Genomic DNA, 18129 nt, shown 5'->3' with positions numbered 1-18129 from the left:
GGGCTCTTTAAGCACGCTCTGATGACAGAGCGATGATCGCTTTGCGGGGCGTTGCCGGCCGGCGTCCTGCCCTGAAACCGTTTGCGCAATGCGACGCTCAGTGTTTGAGACTATTGGGCAAGGAGAAGGTGTATGCTGGGTATCCCATACTATATTTTCGCGCAATTTGACTATTAGTTTATGAAAACCTAAAATAAAAGTTAGGATGAGCTAAAATAATAGTAAAATCTGTCTTGGGAGCACGATCATGGAATTCGAACTGACGGAGAACAGCTATTTCGAGAACATGCTGCTGGATACGGTCTCTGGTTATACAATCCTGAACATGAATTCGTTCATTCTCGGAGGGTCCCTTTTCGCGAATCTGTTTGATTTCAGCGGCCTGACCAGTATCCAGAACGGCAGCAACATCGATCTGTTTGACGGTGACGACACCTATATCGGCCATGTCGGCATCGACAGGGTATCGGGCGGGGCTGGCACTGACAGTCTGTCGGGTGGAGATGGCAACGACATCCTGAACGGTGGTGAGGGTAATGACACGCTTCTGGGTGGAGCGGGCGACGACACGCTTCTGGGTGGAGCGGGGGTCGATATACTTCGCGGCGGGAACGGCAACGACACGTTCGATGGCGGTGACGGCAACGACACGTTCTACCTGGATGGAGGGGGGCGGCTGGGTCGGAATGTGGGCGATGACGTCTTCTTGGGCGGTGCCGGCTACGACACGGTCCGGATCATCGGCGGCGTGCTGGTAACGGACCTAACGCTCGACGCGGCCGCTGGTGTGGAAGTCCTGACTTTCAGTAGCAGCGATAGCGACAGTTTTGTCAATGTGTTGCAAGGGACCGGCGCCGCGAACCGGTTCGACCTCAGCGGCCTTACCGGCCTCGGCAACACGATTGTATGGCATTGGCCGGGCGATGGTCCGGGCGACCCGGGCTGGGAAGAGATCGAGGTAATCCCGATAAGAATGGGTGCCGGAAACGATACGTATATCGGCTATAGCGGCAGTGACTCGGTGGAGGGCGGAAGCGGCAAGGATACGCTGTCGGGCGGAGACGGACATGATCACCTCACTGGCGGGGAAGGGAGCGATACGCTCGACGGAGGTGCAGGTAACGATCGGTTTTATGTCGGGATCGACTACGGCGAGTTTGCCGGCAGTGATATCTATATTGGTGGAGCCGGCCAGGATGAATTTGTGGTCGTCGATCACGCATCCGTCGAGACCCTGCTCCTCGATACTGCGGCCAGCGTGGAAACCATTCATGTCGGTACCTATGCCTTGTATGGTACGGGCAGGGAAAATCTGTTTGATATCAGTGGTGTGACGAGTGTGACGGGATCCGCCAGGTTCAGTCTGGGCAAGGCAAACGATGTCTTCATAGGTCATGCCGGTACGGATAACGTCCTTGGCGGGAGCGGCAATGACAGGCTGGAAGGGGGCGGTGGAAACGACCAACTGCAGGGGGATGCCGGCGGTGACGAGCTTCTCGGCGGAGATGGAAATGATGCGCTTCTGGGGGGGCTTGACAATGACACGCTTGACGGCGGTCTCGGCAATGACGATCTCAAGGGCGAAGCCGGCAATGATGGTCTTTATGGCCGGCGCGGCGACGATCTCCTCAACGGCGGCGATGGCAATGACAGGCTGATTGGGGGTATCGGTGCGGATACGCTGACCGGCGGCACGGGCGCGGACCACTTCACCTTCCGGATGATCGAGGACACCACTGTGTCTTCGTCCGGCCGCGACATCATCCTCGATTTCGCCCGAACCCAGGGAGACAAGATCGACCTGAGTGCCATCGATGCCGATCTGACGACCACGGGCGATCAGGCCTTCACACTTATCGGTTCCGCGGCCTTCAGCAATGCCGCAGGTGAACTGCGCTACCAGTTCCAGGGTCTGCAAGCATTTGTTTCAGGTGATATCGATGGCGACGGGGCGGCCGATTTCACGGTTGTTCTCGACCGCACGCTCACCATGCTGGCGACGGATTTCGTGCTCTGACCTGACGGTGAGCACTACCTGGAACATCGACGAACAAGCGGCCGCCCACCCGTGGGTGTGGCCGCCATGGTGCGGAATTACCGGCCCATCAGCGCGCGTTGTTCGAGGCCGCGTCCCGCTGAAGCAGTGAGGATGGCGAGGAGAGCGCCTTCGTCGGTGCGGATATGCACCGAAAGCGAGCGATAATCGGCATCGCGGCCGATCCGGTCGGCGATGCGCTGGCCGTAGTATACGGCGGAGCCGACGTCGAAATGATCGACACCTTCATCATCGACGACCTGTTCGTCGCCGAAGTGCAAATCGAAGAAATAGTGCTCCACCGTGCTGCCCCGGAACCCCGCGTCGCCGGAAGGTTTCCCGGCTTGAAGACGTGAGGGAAGAGATAGCGCATTGTGTTCGAATACAGGCTGAATTGTGCGTTCAGCCTGCATTCATCCATGTCACTCGCGGAGGGAAACCGCAGTTTACTTCTTGGCCTTGAGCAGGGCCGAAACGAGGCCGGCGGTCGATGAATCATGGCCTTCGGCGCTTTCCTTGCCTTCAACAACGGGCAGCAGGCCGGTCGCCAGTTCCTTGCCGAGTTCGACGCCCCACTGGTCGAACGAGTTGATGTTGAACAGGGCGCCTTCGACGAAGACGCGATGTTCGTAGAGTGCGATCAGGCGGCCGAAGGTGAATGGCGTCATCTTGTCGTAGACGAAGGTCAGCGACGGGCGATTGCCGTTGAAGACGCGGTGCGGCGCGATCCGCTCGATGAAGTCTTTGGCGAGGCCCTTCGAGGCCATCTGCGTCTTTGCCTCTTCCAGCGTGCGGCCCTTCATCAGGGCTTCCGACTGCGCCAGGCAATTGGCGATCAGCAGTTCATGCTGGTGGCGCAGGTTCGGTTCATGGCCGTTGGCTGATATCATGAACTCGGCGGGGATGATGCTCGTGCCCTGATGGATCAGCTGGTAGAAGGCGTGCTGGCCGTTGGTGCCGGGTTCGCCCCAGACGACCGGGCCGGAATTACCCTCGACCGCGGTGCCATCCAGCGTCACGCCCTTGCCGTTCGATTCCATATCCAATTGCTGCAGGTAGGCGGGGAAGCGCGACAGGCGCTGATCATACGGCAGGATAGCGCGGGTGGCATACCCCAGAACGTTGCGATGATAGAAGCCGAGCAGACCGAGCATCATCGGAATGTTCTCGCGCAGCGGCGCCGTGCGGAAATGATTGTCGATGGCATGGGCGCCGGCCAGGAATTCGCCGAAATTCTCCTTGCCGATGGCGATCATTAGCGGCAGGCCTATGGCCGACCAGATCGAATAGCGTCCGCCGACCCAATCCCAGAAACCGAAGATCCGGTCGCTGTCGATGCCGAAGGCGGCAACCTTGTCCAGCGCGGTGGAAACGGCGCAGAAATGGCTGCCGACGGCCTTTTCGCCGAGCTTGTCGGCGATGAAGGCGCGCGCGGTCGCCGCGTTCGTCATGGTCTCGATGGTGGTAAAGGTCTTCGAGGCGACGATAAACAGCGAGGTTTCGGCGTCGAGCAGCTTCAGCGTGTCGGCGATATGGGCGCCGTCGATGTTGGAAACGAAATGGAGGCGCGGGCCGTCATGCTCGGGTGCGAGCGCCAGTGTGGCCATGACCGGGCCAAGATCGGAGCCGCCGATGCCGATGTTGACGACGTCGGTAATCTTCTTGCCGGTGGCGCCCTTCAACGCGCCGGAGCGGATGCCGTCGGAAAAGCCACCCATGGCGTCCAGCACGGCGTTGACATCCGGCATCACGTCCTTGCCATCGACCAGCACGGGCGTGTTGGAACGGTTACGCAGCGCAGTGTGCAGGACGGCGCGGCCTTCGGTGATGTTGATGATATCGCCGGCAAACATGGCGTCGCGCTTTTCAGCGACCTGCGCCGCCTTGGCGATGGCCTCGAGCCCGTCGATGATCTTGTCGTTAACAGCACATTTCGAATAGTCGAACAGCATGTCGTCGAGCGTGATGCTGAACGTCGAGAACCGTTTGGGATCGCTGGCGAAAGCGGCCCTCAGATCGGTTGCATTGGTATCGGCAACAGTGGATTTCAGCTGGTCGACAAGAGCGGTCATCGCAGGGTTCCTTGCTTTGCGGAAGGGTCGCGATAGCTAGTCGCTTTGGCCCCTGCAAATCAAGCCTTTCCTGTCCGCAAAGGCGAAAAAGCCTGCGCTTTTAAATGGATTTAAATCCCGCCCGCCCAAGCAGTTGCATCAGCGTTCGCTTACAGTAGATTTGGCGCATTCAGGGGCAGAAGCAGCAGCGCCATGCCAGCCGGCGCATCCGGGCGAATGGGCGTCCCGGACTGTAGCAGGGCACAGCCTTACCCTTGAAAGTGGAGGTGAGCTATGTGGTTTCGACCATTTGGCATCACGTTTAGCATAAGAAAAACCCGCACGAGCTGGTCAATCGCCGTGCGGGTTCAATTCTTAAGATAAACAAAGGTGGCTGGAGTTCGCGCTCCAGTCACCACTCCGCTAAAATAGAGATTATGCGGTGTTCTGACAAGTCACACAGACTTTCAGCCGCGAAGATCCTTGCGCAGGATCTTGCCGACATTCGACTTCGGCAATTCGGTGCGGAACTCGACGAATCTGGGCCGCTTGTAGTTGGTCAGATTGGCGACGCAATGCGCCTTGACGTCGGCCTCCGTCAGGTTCGGGTCCTTCTTGACAACGAAGAGCTTCACCGCTTCACCCGAATGCTCGTCGGGAACGCCGATGGCGGCGCATTCGAGGATGCCGGCAAGGGTCATCGCCACTTCCTCGATCTCGTTCGGGAAGACGTTGAAGCCGGAGACGAGGATCATGTCCTTCTTGCGATCGACAATCTTCACCAGCCCCTGCGGGTTCATGAAGCCGATGTCACCGGAGCGGAAGAAGCCATCAGGAGAGATGGCGCGGGCCGTCTCATCCGGCCGCTGCCAGTAGCCGGCCATAACCTGCGGGCCGCGAATGCAGATTTCGCCGATATCGCCGAGCGGCAGGTTATGGCCATCCTCGTCGCGAATCTCGACATCCGTGGAAGGCAGCGGCAAGCCGATCGTACCGGTAAACTCTCCTTCGTCCAGACGGTTGGCAGTGGCGACCGGGGATGTCTCGGACAGGCCATAGCCCTCCTTGATCGGCGATCCCGTCATCTTCTCCCAACGCTCCGCCACAGGGCGCTGCACGGCCATGCCACCGCCGAAGGTGAGCGCCAGATCGCTGAAATCGAGCTTCTGGAATTCGGCATTGTTCATCAGCGCGTTGAACAGCGTGTTGAGGCCGGGGAAGATGTTGATCTTGTATTTGGCGATTTCCTTGACGAAGGCCGGAATGTCGCGCGGGTTCGGGATCAGGATATTTTCCCCGCCGGTGCTCAGGCCCATCAGTGCGTTCACCGTCAGGGCGAAGATGTGATAGAGCGGCAGCGCGCAAAGGAAGACCAGATGCTCGGGGCGCTTCCGGTTGATGAAGGCGGTTTCCAGCCAAAGCCCCATCTGCGCCATGTTCGACAGAAGATTGGAATGGGTCAGCGTCGCGCCCTTCGAGACGCCGGTCGTGCCGCCTGTATATTGCAGGAAGGCGACGTCAGTCGGTTTGACATCGACGGATTTGAGCGTCTGCCGCCCGCCATTGGCGAGAACGGTTTTGAACGACAGGTGTCCGGGCAGCGACCAGACCGGAACCAGTTTCTTCACCTTGCGCACGACGATATTGACGATCAGCCCTTTGACGCCGAGCAGGTCGCCCATCGTGGTGACGACGATATGCTTGAGGCTCGTCCTGGCCGCAACCTGCTCGACCGTATGGGCGAAGTTTTCGAGTACGAAGATCGCCTTCGCGCCGGCATCCTTCAACTGATGCTCGAGTTCGCGCGGCGTGTAGAGCGGGTTGACGTTCACGACGGTATAGCCGGCACGCAGGATACCGAAGACGATCACCGGGTTCTGCAGGATGTTGGGCATCATCACCGCCACGCGGTCGCCCTTGGCGAGACCTGCCGATTGCAGCCAGGCACCAATCTTTCGGCTCTGGGCGTCGAGATCGGCAAATGTCAGCGTCTTGCCCATGCAGGTGAAGGCCGCGCGGCTGGCATATTTCTGGCACGACTGGGCAAAGAGATCGCCGATCGAATTGTAGGGCAGGGGAGCGATTTCTGCCGGCATGCCTGCTGGATAGGATTGAAGCCACGGCTTGCTCGCATGGGCTCCGGGTGTCTGAATGTTGGTATCCGGCATGTCTCTCTCCCTCATGCTGCCTGTCTTGGAAGCTTGCAAGCGTCGTGCATCCGCTCGCTTCGCCTCATTTTATTCGCGCATCCTATCCAAAGCCTTTCGGCTATCGAAGCTATGCATATCGCGAAACAATCCCTCCAGATTCTTCCGTCGATTCAAGATGAGGCTTTTGCCATGCCCCATCAAGCTCATTCGCAACTATATAACTTTAACGTAAACGTCAATTAAAAGTCCAAATCGATAGCAGCGACGGCCAGATTTCTCGGGATGGTGGCGCAGCAATTGCTTTGCGCGCCGGGGCAAAACGGTATATTGCAGTGCAATAGGCCGGCTCGTTCCTCCCAAGCCCTTCCGGCCCTCCTTTTCAAGACCAAACAATTTGCGCCGCAAGGCTGCCGATGGATCATTCTATGGCTGATAACGTCCTTTCCCCCGCTCCGGTCGCCCGTTGGGGTGGTCTCTCAAGTGCCGAATTTGCTCTCGCCGTCGGCGGCTTCGGAATTGGTACCGGCGAGTTCGCCATCATGGGGCTGCTGCCGCAGGTCGCCGACGATATGGCTGTCTCCGTTCCCTATGCCGGTCACGTGATCAGCGCCTATGCACTCGGCGTCGTTGTCGGTGCACCGCTTCTGGCTGTGCTCGCTGCAAAGTCGTCGCGTCACAATGTTTTGCTGTTGCTGATGAGCCTGTTTGCGATCGGCAATCTCGCCAGCGCGGTAGCCGGCAGCTTCAATCTTCTGGTGGCGGCGCGTTTTCTCGCCGGTCTTCCGCACGGTGCCTTTTTCGGCGTCGCGGCGCTGGTCGCGGCCAATATGGCCGCCCCGCACCAGAAGGCGCGCGCCATCGGCCGCGTCATGATGGGTCTGACGGTCGCAACACTGCTCGGAACGCCGCTTGCCGCCTGGTTCGGTCAGGCGCTCGGCTGGCGTGCCGCCTTCGGTATCGTTGGAGCGATCAGCATGCTCACCGTCGTGCTGACATGGTTCTATGTGCCGCGTGACCGCACCAATCCGGCAGCCTCGCCCTTGACGGAACTCGGTGCGCTCGGCAAGGCGCAGGTCTGGCTGACGCTCGGCATCTGCGCCATCGGCTGCGGCGGCATGTTCGCTGTTTTCAGCTACATCACTCCTGCCTTGACGGAAGTGGCTGGCGTCTCGCTCGGCACGGTGCCCGTGATGCTCTCCGTCTTCGGCGCCGGCATGATCCTCGGCAATATCGTCGGCTCGCGGCTGGCAGACTGGTCGCTGATGTCGTCGATCGGCATTGCCCTCGTCTTCAATCTCGTCGCCTATGTCATGTTCTATTTCACCATGAACACGCCATGGATGGCTGTCATCAACGTGCTCCTGATCGGCGGCGGTTTCGCCGTTGTTCCCGGCGTCCAGATGCGTTTGATCAATGTGTCCGGAGAAGCACAGACGCTGGCTGCGGCGCTCAGCCATTCCGCCTTCAATCTGGCGAACGCGCTCGGTGCCTGGCTTGGCGGCCTGTCGATCGCTGCAGGCTATGGCTGGACATCGACGGGTCTGGTCGGCGCGATGATGTCGGTTGCCGGGATTGGCATTTTCCTGTCGTCCGTCTTCCTCGACCGGTCGCGGGCCGTGCGCGCCGCCTGATATCTTCAGGCAGGCCACCTGCTCTTGAAGCCTTTTCTTACCGTGAAATGCGGTTGTCATTCCCTTGTGTTGACGATGCGGTCATACTTACGTAGGCGCATGTTTCGCCACAGGGCGGCAACAAATGGAAACACGCTGGTGCGGGGCGGCTTTTGCTGTCATCCTGCGCCCGCGGGAGGAGATGTTTTTGCAGTTGAGCAATCGAGAACGGGAAGAGTTGCCGCAGGAACCGCGGCTTTTCGGTCGTCCTGCCTATGAGCGTTCGGCGCTCGTCGGGCCGATTTCTGCTGCGCGCTGGTTGCTCGTTTTCGTCCTGCTTGCCGGTGTCTACTTCTTCCATGGTTTCCTCGTACCAGTGCTTGCGGCGCTGGTCATCGGTTTCGCCAGTTGGCCGATCTACCGGCGCATGCTGGCCGCCATCGGCGGCAATCGCACGCTGGGCGCGACGATCGCCATCGTTGCTGTCATTTCCTTCATCGTCGCACCGATTTCGCTCGCAGCCGTCTATGCGGTTGATGAGGTCCGCAGCTGGGTTGTCTGGACGATCGAGACGAATGCCACTGGCGCCGTCGTGCCCGCCTGGCTGACGCAGATCCCGGTCGCTGGAATCTGGTTAGGCGAACAATGGGCGAAATATATCGGCCATCCCGGCGCGCTGGGCGAACTCGTCCAGCTCGTCAGCGGCTCCAATATCGGCAATATCTATCGCGGCGTGCTCGTTGTCGGCGCATCCGCCTTTCAGTCCTTGCTGACGCTGCTGTTCATGCTGATCACCCTTTTCTTCGTCTACCGTGACGGCGAGAGGCTGGTGGAACAGCTCGACAAGCTCGGCGAACGCATCCTGCCGATGCGCTGGGAGCGCGTCTCGCGCATCGTGCCGCTGACTATTAGCTCGACTGTCACCGGCATGGGCGTCATCGCTATCGGGGAAGGCATCGTTCTCGGCATCGCCTACTGGATGGCCGGGGTTCCGTCGCCCGTCACGCTCGGCATCATCACCGGCATCATGGCGCTGGTCCCGGGCGGCGCGCCGCTCTGCTTCACGCTGGTATCCGTCTATCTGGTCGCCAGTGGCTCGGTCTTTGCCGGTGTGGCGCTGTTTGCATGGGGTACGATCGAGCTGTTTATTGTCGACAAGACCTTGCGGCCCCGTCTCGTCGGCGGCCCGATCAAGCTGCCCTTCCTGCCCACGTTCTTCGGGTTGGTGGGCGGCGTGAAGACCATGGGGTTCCTCGGCCTCTTCGTCGGGCCGGTTCTGATGGCGCTGCTGGTATCCATCTGGCGCGAATGGCTGCGCGAGGTTACCTCGCAGCCGGTGCCTCCCGGCCGGATCATCAAGTAAGACTGACCGGATCGCCCTGGTGGATTTCCGCAGCCTCGATAACGGTTGCCAAGACGCCGAAACCGCCGCCACCATGGCGCGCGATCGCGTGCATCACCTCCTTGGCAAAGGGCAGGTCGCCCTGCGCAAGCGCCGTGAAACTGCAGCGTTCGCAGGGTTCGTTGATCGCAACCACGGCATTGCCGATCCGCAACGTCCTGCCGATCAGTTGCCGATCGGGAAAGCCCGGCTCATTCTCTTCCATATCGACAACGATATTCGGGCGGAACCGCCTGACATCGACCATGGATTGTGGTGGCAGCAAATCCGCCAGCGCCCGCAGGGAAGCGGTCGTCAGGATGTGAAGATGCCCGCGATCATAGCGCGGCGCCAGTTGTGTCACCGTCGCGGTCCCGGACGTGTGCGACAGTGGACGGAAGCTGACAGGGAACCCCGCGCGAGTGGAGGCGGCAGCATCGGCGAGATCGGAAGGAGCTGGCAGCCAGGCGGCACCATCGATATTGATCTCCAAGCCGTTGTCACCGACGCGGGCCAGCATGTCCGGTACGAACCGCCAGCGCCGTTCGCTCTCTGGTGCCGCCACGTTCCCGTCGGCGTCTGCCAGACCCCAGCCGCGATCGCATGCGACGCCGTGGGAGTCCAACTGCACACTGCTGATCCGTTCACCTCGCAATGAGCTCACCGGATATCGCCAGAGTTCAAGGACCGTGCCCCACCGTTCCGCCATGAAAACCTGCCCTGCTGTTTCGTGGTTCCAACATTGGTGGTGTTCGTCAGCGAACACAACAGGCATCCGATGGGAAACAAACGGCCGATTTCCTCGCAATAGGCGAAACTGAATCCGGAAACGCAAGGGAATTGCCGCGTGATCTGCGCGCCGGGTTGCGCTAATGATTTCTCAAGGCCGCGCGGCAATTCCGCCGCCGCGAGGCAAATTATTCGAAAATCCGGGAATGCAGATGAACCGCACCTATTACGCTCCAACGGGCGGCAACCCGCCGCAGACGCAGTTGCTGACCGACCGCGCCGTCTTCACCGAAGCCTATGCCGTCATCCCGAAGGGCGTGATGATGGACATCGTTACCAGCTTCCTGCCATTCTGGGACAAGACACGTCTGTGGATCCTGTCGCGGCCGCTTTCCGGCTTCGCAGAGACCTTCTCGCAATACATCATGGAAGTGGCACCCGGTGGCGGCAGTGACCGGCCGGAGCTTGATGCGGGCGCCGAGGGCGTGCTGTTCATCGTCGAAGGCCAATTGACGGTGACAATGGACGGTGAGACCCATCAGATGACCCCGGGCGGCTATGCCTTCATTCCGCCGGCGAGCAACTGGTCCGTGCGCAACACCAGCAAAGAGACGGTCCGCTTCCACTGGATCCGCAAGGCCTACGAAGCTGTCGACGGCCTAGACCATCCGACACCGCTCTTCCTTAACGAAGCCGATATCGCCCCGTCACCGATGGCCGGTACGGAAGGGAAGTGGGCGACGACCCGGTTCGTCGATCCCAACGACCTGCGCCACGACATGCATGTGACCATTGTCACTTTCGAGCCGGGCGCCATCATCCCCTTCGCCGAAACCCATGTCATGGAACACGGGCTCTACGTGCTGGAAGGCAAGGCGGTCTACCGGCTCAATCAGGACTGGGTGGAGGTCGAGGCGGGCGATTACATGTGGCTGCGCGCCTTCTGCCCGCAGGCCTGCTATGCCGGCGGTCCGGGCAAATTCCGCTATTTGCTCTACAAGGACGTCAATCGTCACATGAAGCTGAAGCCGCGCGCCTGAGCGCTGCTTCAACATGGTCTCGCTGTCTGCCGTGCCGGAGCTGCCTCAGGCGAAGCCGGCGGGCAACTGTGCGACCGTCCGGTCGCTGCCATAATCGCGCTGATGGGCGATGTGGCCGCGCAGGCGGCGCGGCGCTGTCTTGATCTCGATTTCGGAAAGGTCGAAAATGCCGTCGGCAAAGGTGCCGGTGTCGGTCGTTTCTTCGCGTCTGGTATTGAGCAGATTGAAGATCATCGAAGGTCCTCCCGTTTTCGCATCAACGGCGCAACCGCCGCATCTGTTCCGCTGATAGGCCAGAAATAGTTAAAAAATTAACCATGTTTTGGCGGGCGCCGAGCGCATTGACATGCGTCTTTTCGGGCGGAAATCCAGCGCTGTCGGGTGTTACACCGATGCGATCATCATAGCGCGGATTGATGACAGTTTTTGACGGGGAAGCGACACGTGGCCTCGTTTTTGCGATCGAAGCCGAATGATAATGCCTGCCGTCTCAAACAGGCAGGCACGATATGGCGAACGAGGGATGGATGCCTAGTTCAGCGGGTAGGACGAGATTTCGTCGCGCAGGATCCGGAAGGCTTCGTCGAGCGCATCGACGAGAATGTCGGTCAGCTTGTCGCCATTGTCATCCTGCAGGAACAGGGCAATGGCCGCTTCTTGGGAGTTGGGGGCGTATTCCACGGTGTTCGACATATCATTGTCCTTTCACGATCCGGCATCATGCCGGTGAGGGGACAGGCTAGGGTGAATCGCTTGCCCGTGGCTGGAGGCCATGCCACGGGACGAATCCATGTGTTGCGGATAGGCCGCCGCGCAGGCGATAGGCCGTGGACCGGCATGGCCGCCGGATGCAGTGCCTTCGAAATGTCCCAATGGCAGTTGAACTGTGGAACGGTCTGCTTCTCCGCGCGTTTTGGGTGGGGCAGCCACCGGGTCAGGGGCGTTGGTCGGAAGCTTCCGTTACATCGTCCACTCCCCGCCGGTCAATGTGTCGGTGGACCACCGACCGCATGCACGGTCACGGTTTTAAAAGGAAAATGACATGAAGAATATGTGTGCTCTGGCATTCACCGCGGCCTCGCTGCTGGCAGGCGGATCGTCGGCCGTCATGGCTGCCGATCCGGTCGAGGGCGCTCCGGCGCCGGCCTATGAAGAATCCGACGTTCGCGGTGGCGTGAAGATCGGCTACCTGACCTGCGAAATCGGCGGCGGTGTGGGCTATGTGCTTGGCTCGGCCAGGGAAGCGGATTGCACCTTCCGTTCGACGGTGGGCGCCGAACGCACGGATCATTATAGTGGCGCGATCCGCAAGATGGGCGTCGATCTGGGCTTCACCACGAAGAGCAAGCTGGTCTGGGCGGTGCTCGCGCCGACCGCTGGATATCATCAGGGCTCGCTGAGCGGCCTTTATCAGGGCGCCAGTGCTGAAGCGACCGTCGGTGCCGGTATCGGCGCCAATGTCTTGGTTGGCGGTACGTCCGGTTCGATCCACCTCCAGACCATCAGTGTCACTGGCCAGATCGGCCTCAACGTCGCGGCCGGCGGCGCGTCGATGACGCTGACTTCTGTCAACTGACACAGCCCAGCCCTTCCGCCTCGGTGGCGGAGGGGCTGCCTCCCCATGACGCTTCCACGGGCAGGAATTGTGACCGCCTTTTCGCGCGCGGCACTGAATTTTTTATTTCAGCAAAACGTATGGAACTTTTGACGGGCATCGGTGTTCAGCCGAAACCGAAACAGGAGTTTGTCCCATGCTTGAGAAGCTCTCCTATGTCGCATTCGGATTTCTTGTCGCCGTTAGTTTCATGGTCATCGGATCGCTGGTCGACGGATCGCCAACCAGTCTCGCGAAGACCGGGCGGCTGACCGGCACTGTTGCGCCGCCTGATTTTCTGGTGGAACGATTCGGGTAATTGCTGCCCGAAGCCTGGACGCAAAATGAAGTCGCTTGGATTGGTTGGATCAGTCCCGAGACGGTTTGGTGCGACCACGCTTGGGGTGCGGAGACCATGAAAAGCAAGCTGTGGTGAAGAAATGGTGCCGCTTACGTGACTCGAACACGTGACCCCGTCATTACGAATGACGTGCTCTACCAACTGAGCTAAAGCGGCCCGCATCCGTTCCGCATTGGCTGCAGAACGATGTGTGAGGGGCTGATACCTGCAAACCGACGGGATTTCAAGCCATCAGTTTTCAGTTTGGGAAAAAAGCGCGGGACAATTCCCAGTGCCTTGTTTTACAGGGCCAGCCGCTGGCGGGCATCTGCATATTCTCCCGCGAGCCGATTGACCAATGCCGCGACCGGGGCGATCTCGGTGACGGCGCCGATGCCCTGACCGCAGCCCCAGATATCCTTCCATGCCTTGGCGCCGGTTGTCGCCGTTTCGAAATCCATCTTCGAGGGATCGGCTTCCGGCAGGTTTTCCGGGTCCATGCCGGCGGCGACGATCGACGGCTTCAGGTAATTGCCGTGGATGCCGGTGAAATAGTTGGAATAGACGATATCGCCGGCGCTGCTATCAACGATCATCTGCTTGTAGGCGTCGCTAGCGCGAGCCTCCGTCGTGGCGATGAAAGGCGAGCCGATATAGGCCATGTCTGCCCCCATCGCCTGGGCCGCAAGGATAGCACCACCGGTGGAGATCGCTCCCGAAAGCAGAAGCGGCCCGTCGAACCAGGTGCGGATTTCCTGGATCAGCGCGAAGGGCGACAGTGTGCCGGCATGGCCGCCAGCCCCGGTTGCGACCGCGATCAGGCCGTCGGCACCCTTGCGGATGGCCGAATTGGCGTGCCTGTTGTTGATGACATCGTGCAGCACGATACCGCCATAGGAGTGGATCGCCGCATTGACCTCGGGCACGGCGCCGAGCGATGAAATGACGATCGGCACCTTGTATTTGACGCAAAGCATCAGATCATGCTCGAGCCGCTTGTTGGACTTGTGGACGATCTGGTTGACGGCGAAGGGTGCGGCAGGTTTGCCGGGGTTACGGCTGTTGTGGGCGGCAAGCTCTTCGGTGATTTCGGCCAGCCATTCGTCCAGCTGTGCTTCCGGCCGGGCGTTGAGCGCCGGAAAGGAGCCGACGACCCCGGCCTTGCATTGGGCAAGCGTCAGCGCCGGGTGGGAAATGATGAAAAGCGGCGCGGCGACGACCGGCAGCCGGGTGGTGCCTTTGAGAAGGGCTGGCAAGGACAAGTGTTCGCTCCCGGGTAATTATTTGACGTTTCCGTAAACGTAAGAATACTAGCAGTGACTTTCTGTTTTGCAAAGGCGTTTCGCGTCACCGGGAACTGTGTTGCGCGCTGAAACCGCCGGGTTTTCCCCTGCCTTGGCCGTCAGTTTGGCGTGCGAGGCTTGCAGATCGCTGCTCCAACCGTTACCGAATTGTTAATACATCCAAAAGCCTGCCGGATTTTCCCGATAATCCAGGGGGCAAATCATCAAGCCGGACCTTGCCTTCGGGTGTGGTGCCGGGAAAAAATTTGATAGCATGTCTGCCCCTGCGGGCGATTGGCCGTGTGTGACATGCTCTGGCGGGCGCTTGGATGCCCGCCCCGGAAGGACAAAGTGTGAGCGGACTGGAAACTGCCATCAGACATGCGCTGGAACGGTCCGACCGGACGAGTTCCGAAACTCGCGCGCGCATCTACCAGTCGGCTCGCAACGCGCTGGAAGCAGGCCTGCGCAAGCAGGATGTTCACGACCCGGAGGTCATCGCGCAGCAGCGTCATAGACTCGAAGCCATCATTCACGGGATTGAACAGGAAGAACGCAACGCGCTGAAGGCGCAAGCGGCTGTCGTTTCCCCGGTGCGACGCGATGAAGTCGCCCCGGCGCCTTCCGTGGAAATCGATGACGGCGCCCATCTTCCACCGGAAGGGCGTGCCGATGTTTCGGACAGCGGGATCGACCCGGTCGTCGATGACGGCTTGGCAGGCTTGCGTCCGGAGCGCCGGGCCAACGCCCGCACGGACGAAGCTGCCCCGGTCGCTGCCGAGCCACAGGCCGGCAAGCGCGTCAAGGCCGCCAAGGCGGCACCAGCGGCAAAGCCGCGCCGGCGCAAGCGCGGAAGCTTCCTCTCCTTCGTCATGGTCGTCACCACCTTGGGCGCTGCGTTCCTGGGGGCGGTCTGGTGGGTGGATACGAGCGGACTTCTGAAGACACCCGCCGAGCGCGATACCAGCGTCGCCAATCCGCCATCAACGATACAGTCGGAGGATTTTGACGGCGGGGCGGGGCTGCAGACGCTCGGAAGCCAGTCCGGCTTTACCGGCGACTGGATCGATGTGTTCACGCCGGCCGAGATGGCCAAGGTTTCCGTGGAGGGGCGTGCGGCCGCCGATCCGGTTAGCGACGAAGGTGGCCAGCGCGTGCGCATCACGTCCTCTTCGGCGGATCAGGACGGCAATGTGCGGATCGAGATTCCGACGGCCATTCTCGAGCAGATTTCCGGTAAGACCTCCACCGTGGCCCTGAGTGTGCAAGCGGATTCCGGCAAGCAGACCCAGTTCTCGGTAGAATGCGATTTCGCCTCGCTCGGCGATTGCGGTCGTCATCGCTTCACGGTGAACGAGGAGAAGAGCGACATGTTGTTCAAGGTGACGTTTGATCGCAGCCTGGCGCCGAGTTCGCCCGGCCATATCCTGATCAACAGCGACGTGACGGGCGCCGGCAACAGCCTCAGCCTCTATGCCGTGCGGATCCTGCCAGGACAGTAATCCCGGCTGAACCCACCCGGCGGGCCGTTACTTTAGGAAGTCAGGACCAAAACCAAGGATCTTGTCATCGATCTGGCCGATCGCGCCCTTGTCCTTGCCGTCATAATCGAGCGCCGTCAGGATGTGGCGGATGAGGTCCAGCCGCGCTCGCCGCTTGTCGTTGGCGCGGACCACCGTCCAGGGCGCATGCTCGGAATGGGTTTCCTTCAGCATGAGGTCGCGCGCATCGGTATAGAGATCCCACTTCGTCAGGGCTGCGATGTCCATGGGGGACAGCTTCCACACTTTCAGCGGATCGTGGCGCCGATCGTGGAAGCGCTTCAGCTGCATCTCGCGACCGATATCCAGCCAGAACTTGAACAGGTGGATGCCGTCGGCGGTGATCAGCTTCTCGAAACGTGGCGTCTGCTTGAGAAAATGCTTCTGCTGTTCCGGCGTGCAGAAGCCCATAACGGGCTCGACGCCGCCGCGATTGTACCAGGAGCGGTCGAACATCACGAATTCGCCGGCCGTCGGAAAATGCGCGACATAACGCTGATAGTACCACTGGCCGCGTTCTGTCTCCGTCGGCTTGGTCAATGCCACGACCCGAGAGGAGCGGGGGTTCATATAGGCCCGTGTGTCATGGATCGCTCCACCCTTGCCGGCGGCGTCCCGCCCTTCGAAAATTGCCACCACGCGCTGGCCTGTCGCCTGCAGCCAGAACTGCAGTTTGACGAGTTCGATCTGCAGTTTTTCGAGGGTCTGGTCGTAGCTGTCCCCGTCGAGCTTCTTGTCATAGGGGTAGTTTCCCGAGTTCAGCGCGGCCTTGTCGATCCAGGACGGAAGTTCGGGATTATCGACATCGAAAACCCGTGGCTTGCCGTTGACGACGAGTTCAACCGGCTTGTTTCCTGCAGTCTCCGTCATGGCATGTCCTTGCTGAATGCTTTTCGATGGGTGCCGATTTCACGGGGAGGAGGCCATAATTGCATTGCGAATTCAAGCATCCCGTGAAAATCATGTCATGAATCTCCGGTATCAACGGCTGATTGTACACCCGCGCGAGAAACTATCTTGGAAGATACAAAAACAGTCTGGGAGCATCTGAAGGAGCGGGCCAATTCCGAGAAATGGCATATCGGCCTGTCGGCTGTTGCAGCCGGTGCAGCCCTTCTTCTCGGCCTTCACGCCATCGCAGTGCTGCTCCTCTGGCTGGTCTGGCTGGCCGCTTTGTTGCGCCGTTCCGCGGATCCTCGCCCGCCACTTCCCGAGGTTGTCGCAGTGCCGCCGGAGGCCGACAACCTCGACGTACTGGCCAGTGTCTTCAACGCTCTGGACGCGCCGATCATCGTCGTGACGGCCGGTGAAACCGTCCTGCTGCAGAACCAGGCGGCGGAAAAGGCGTTCGGCACCATCCCGCCCAACAGTGATCTGTCGGCGCGTGTTCGCTCGCCGGGCATCCTGGACATGGTGCGCGAGACGATAATCACCGGCAAGGCCAATCAGATCGAGCATTCCGAGCGCTTCCCGTCCGAAGCGGTCTATATCGTCCGCGTGGCACCCGCCGAAATTCGCCTCCCGACTGATCAGCGGCTTTATGTGCTTTCCTATCGTGACATCTCGCAGGCGCGCCGCATCGACCGGATGCGCTCCGACTTCGTCGCCAATGCCAGCCACGAGTTGCGCACGCCGCTCGCCTCCTTGCGCGGTTTCATCGAAACCCTGCAGGGGCCGGCGCGCAACGATGCCAAGGCGCACGAGAAATTCCTCGGCATCATGCACGAGCAGGCGACGCGGATGAGCCGCCTTGTGGACGATCTCCTGTCCCTGTCGCGGCTGGAGTTGAAGTCCCACATCGCCCCGGACGAGGCAATCAATCTCGCGCCCTTGCTCGGCCATGTACGCGATGCGCTGTTGCCGCTGGCTGAGGATCTGGATGTCAAGGTGACATTGGTCGTGCCCGATCAGCCAGTCATCGTTCAGGGCGATCGCGACGAACTGACCGAAGTGTTCGAGAACCTGATCGAAAATGCCTGCAAATATGGCCAGGAGGGCAAGAAGGTCGAGGTTGTGCTTTCGGGCGGCGGCGACCAGCCGACCGAGGTGTCGGTCCGCGATCACGGCCCGGGTATCCCGGCCGAGCATGTTCCCCGCATTACCGAACGTTTCTATAGGGTTAACGTCGAAGCCAGCCGGTCCAAGAAAGGCACGGGCCTGGGGCTGGCCATCGTCAAGCATATCCTGACACGACACAGGGCCCGGCTGCTGGTGCAATCGGAGGTCGGCAAGGGTACGGTGTTTACGGTAAGGTTTTGACATAAACCTGGCGCCATGAAAGCCATTTTCGAAAAATATCAAGTATTTTCAATCGCTTGATCTGTCACAAATGTTTCTTGAATTTGACATAAAAGGTGTGGGCATCGGGCGCTAAC

The 18129-nt window shown here is 60.2% G+C and carries 16 protein-coding genes and 1 tRNA gene; 8 read left to right on the top strand and 9 right to left on the bottom strand.

Features of this window, described 5'->3' with window-relative positions; translation table 11 throughout:
• The first annotated feature begins 247 nt into the window (after positions 1-247).
• Complete coding sequence (locus ASG68_RS32710; protein ID WP_062583021.1) at positions 248-2017, top strand: calcium-binding protein; 1770 nt, start codon at positions 248-250, stop codon at positions 2015-2017.
• A gap of 77 nt (positions 2018-2094) precedes the next feature.
• On the opposite strand, the gene ASG68_RS03745 is transcribed toward ASG68_RS32710, so the two are convergent.
• The 3 genes from ASG68_RS03745 to ASG68_RS03735 all read right to left on the bottom strand — a co-directional run bounded on the left by ASG68_RS03745 (position 2095) and on the right by ASG68_RS03735 (position 6254).
• A complete protein-coding gene (locus ASG68_RS03745; RefSeq protein WP_062583023.1) occupies positions 2095-2337 on the bottom strand; it encodes a DUF6894 family protein in 243 nt (80 codons plus the stop codon).
• Between the two features lie 144 nt (positions 2338-2481).
• Positions 2482-4107, bottom strand: coding sequence for a glucose-6-phosphate isomerase (pgi, locus tag ASG68_RS03740; RefSeq protein WP_062583024.1), 1626 nt, complete (start codon positions 4105-4107; stop codon positions 2482-2484).
• Between the two features lie 446 nt (positions 4108-4553).
• Complete coding sequence (locus ASG68_RS03735; RefSeq protein WP_062583026.1) at positions 4554-6254, bottom strand: long-chain fatty acid--CoA ligase; 1701 nt, start codon at positions 6252-6254, stop codon at positions 4554-4556.
• Positions 6255-6661: 407 nt separating this feature from the next.
• Here ASG68_RS03735 and ASG68_RS03730 point away from each other — a divergent pair, with 407 nt between their 5' ends.
• Entirely contained in the window at positions 6662-7867 is a 1206-nt protein-coding gene (locus ASG68_RS03730; RefSeq protein ID WP_062583029.1) for an MFS transporter, read from the top strand.
• A gap of 187 nt (positions 7868-8054) precedes the next feature.
• Positions 8055-9209 carry an AI-2E family transporter gene (locus ASG68_RS03725; RefSeq protein ID WP_062583671.1) on the top strand — a complete coding sequence of 385 codons (1155 nt, stop codon included), beginning with the start codon at positions 8055-8057 and terminating at the stop codon, positions 9207-9209.
• Here the strand turns inward: ASG68_RS03725 and ASG68_RS03720 are convergent.
• Positions 9202-9936, bottom strand: coding sequence for an MOSC domain-containing protein (locus ASG68_RS03720; protein ID WP_162243594.1), 735 nt, complete (start codon positions 9934-9936; stop codon positions 9202-9204). The genes ASG68_RS03725 and ASG68_RS03720 overlap by 8 nt on opposite strands.
• 232 nt (positions 9937-10168) lie before the next feature.
• Here ASG68_RS03720 and ASG68_RS03715 point away from each other — a divergent pair, with 232 nt between their 5' ends.
• The gene (locus tag ASG68_RS03715) at positions 10169-10996 is read left to right on the top strand and encodes a bifunctional allantoicase/(S)-ureidoglycine aminohydrolase (protein WP_062583672.1); all 828 of its coding nucleotides are present in this window, start codon (positions 10169-10171) and stop codon (positions 10994-10996) included.
• 45 nt (positions 10997-11041) lie between these two features.
• Here ASG68_RS03715 and ASG68_RS03710 read toward each other — a convergent pair whose 3' ends face one another.
• Together ASG68_RS03710 and ASG68_RS31810 are read right to left on the bottom strand one after the other, a co-directional pair.
• Positions 11042-11230 carry a hypothetical protein gene (locus tag ASG68_RS03710; RefSeq protein WP_062583032.1) on the bottom strand — a complete coding sequence of 63 codons (189 nt, stop codon included), beginning with the start codon at positions 11228-11230 and terminating at the stop codon, positions 11042-11044.
• 297 nt (positions 11231-11527) lie between these two features.
• On the bottom strand, positions 11528-11689 hold the full coding sequence (locus ASG68_RS31810) for a hypothetical protein (protein ID WP_164491911.1): 162 nt from the start codon (positions 11687-11689) through the stop codon (positions 11528-11530).
• Positions 11690-12038: 349 nt separating this feature from the next.
• On the opposite strand from ASG68_RS31810, the gene ASG68_RS03705 reads away from it, so the two are divergent.
• Together ASG68_RS03705 and ASG68_RS31090 are read left to right on the top strand one after the other, a co-directional pair.
• Positions 12039-12572 carry a DUF992 domain-containing protein gene (locus tag ASG68_RS03705; protein ID WP_062583034.1) on the top strand — a complete coding sequence of 178 codons (534 nt, stop codon included), beginning with the start codon at positions 12039-12041 and terminating at the stop codon, positions 12570-12572.
• A gap of 175 nt (positions 12573-12747) precedes the next feature.
• Entirely contained in the window at positions 12748-12909 is a 162-nt protein-coding gene (locus ASG68_RS31090; protein ID WP_156373885.1) for a hypothetical protein, read from the top strand.
• A 122-nt stretch (positions 12910-13031) separates the two neighbouring features.
• Here ASG68_RS31090 and ASG68_RS03700 read toward each other — a convergent pair.
• Together ASG68_RS03700 and ASG68_RS03695 are read right to left on the bottom strand one after the other, a co-directional pair.
• Positions 13032-13107 (bottom strand) — tRNA-Thr (locus ASG68_RS03700).
• A gap of 125 nt (positions 13108-13232) precedes the next feature.
• Positions 13233-14192 carry an NAD(P)H-dependent flavin oxidoreductase gene (locus tag ASG68_RS03695; RefSeq protein WP_062583037.1) on the bottom strand — a complete coding sequence of 320 codons (960 nt, stop codon included), beginning with the start codon at positions 14190-14192 and terminating at the stop codon, positions 13233-13235.
• 374 nt (positions 14193-14566) lie between these two features.
• On the opposite strand from ASG68_RS03695, the gene ASG68_RS03690 reads away from it, so the two are divergent.
• A complete protein-coding gene (locus ASG68_RS03690; RefSeq protein WP_062583039.1) occupies positions 14567-15715 on the top strand; it encodes a hypothetical protein in 1149 nt (382 codons plus the stop codon).
• 27 nt (positions 15716-15742) lie between these two features.
• On the opposite strand, the gene ppk2 is transcribed toward ASG68_RS03690, so the two are convergent.
• On the bottom strand, positions 15743-16624 hold the full coding sequence (ppk2, locus tag ASG68_RS03685; RefSeq protein WP_062583040.1) for a polyphosphate kinase 2: 882 nt from the start codon (positions 16622-16624) through the stop codon (positions 15743-15745).
• A 144-nt stretch (positions 16625-16768) separates the two neighbouring features.
• On the opposite strand from ppk2, the gene phoR reads away from it, so the two are divergent.
• Positions 16769-18013 carry a phosphate regulon sensor histidine kinase PhoR gene (gene phoR, locus ASG68_RS03680; RefSeq protein WP_062583042.1) on the top strand — a complete coding sequence of 415 codons (1245 nt, stop codon included), beginning with the start codon at positions 16769-16771 and terminating at the stop codon, positions 18011-18013.
• Positions 18014-18129: the final 116 nt, after the last annotated feature.

This window comes from Rhizobium sp. Leaf453 (genome assembly GCF_001425605.1).
Taxonomy (GTDB): domain Bacteria; phylum Pseudomonadota; class Alphaproteobacteria; order Rhizobiales; family Rhizobiaceae; genus Pararhizobium.
This window is presented reverse-complemented; position numbering and strand designations above follow the sequence as displayed.

What these genes read in the sequence shown, in the direction of transcription:
- pgi (WP_062583024.1), bottom strand. Translation starts at nt 4,107, where the DNA reads ATGACCGCTCTTGTCGACCAGCTGAAATCCACTGTTGCCGATACCAAT.
- ASG68_RS31810 (WP_164491911.1), bottom strand. Translation starts at nt 11,689, where the DNA reads ATGTCGAACACCGTGGAATACGCCCCCAACTCCCAAGAAGCGGCCATT.
- ASG68_RS03720 (WP_162243594.1), bottom strand. Translation starts at nt 9,936, where the DNA reads ATGGCGGAACGGTGGGGCACGGTCCTTGAACTCTGGCGATATCCGGTG.
- ASG68_RS03735 (WP_062583026.1), bottom strand. Translation starts at nt 6,254, where the DNA reads ATGCCGGATACCAACATTCAGACACCCGGAGCCCATGCGAGCAAGCCG.
- ASG68_RS03715 (WP_062583672.1), top strand. Translation starts at nt 10,169, where the DNA reads ATGAACCGCACCTATTACGCTCCAACGGGCGGCAACCCGCCGCAGACG.
- ppk2 (WP_062583040.1), bottom strand. Translation starts at nt 16,624, where the DNA reads ATGACGGAGACTGCAGGAAACAAGCCGGTTGAACTCGTCGTCAACGGC.
- ASG68_RS31090 (WP_156373885.1), top strand. Translation starts at nt 12,748, where the DNA reads ATGCTTGAGAAGCTCTCCTATGTCGCATTCGGATTTCTTGTCGCCGTT.
- ASG68_RS03710 (WP_062583032.1), bottom strand. Translation starts at nt 11,230, where the DNA reads ATGATCTTCAATCTGCTCAATACCAGACGCGAAGAAACGACCGACACC.
- ASG68_RS32710 (WP_062583021.1), top strand. Translation starts at nt 248, where the DNA reads ATGGAATTCGAACTGACGGAGAACAGCTATTTCGAGAACATGCTGCTG.
- ASG68_RS03730 (WP_062583029.1), top strand. Translation starts at nt 6,662, where the DNA reads ATGGCTGATAACGTCCTTTCCCCCGCTCCGGTCGCCCGTTGGGGTGGT.
- ASG68_RS03705 (WP_062583034.1), top strand. Translation starts at nt 12,039, where the DNA reads ATGAAGAATATGTGTGCTCTGGCATTCACCGCGGCCTCGCTGCTGGCA.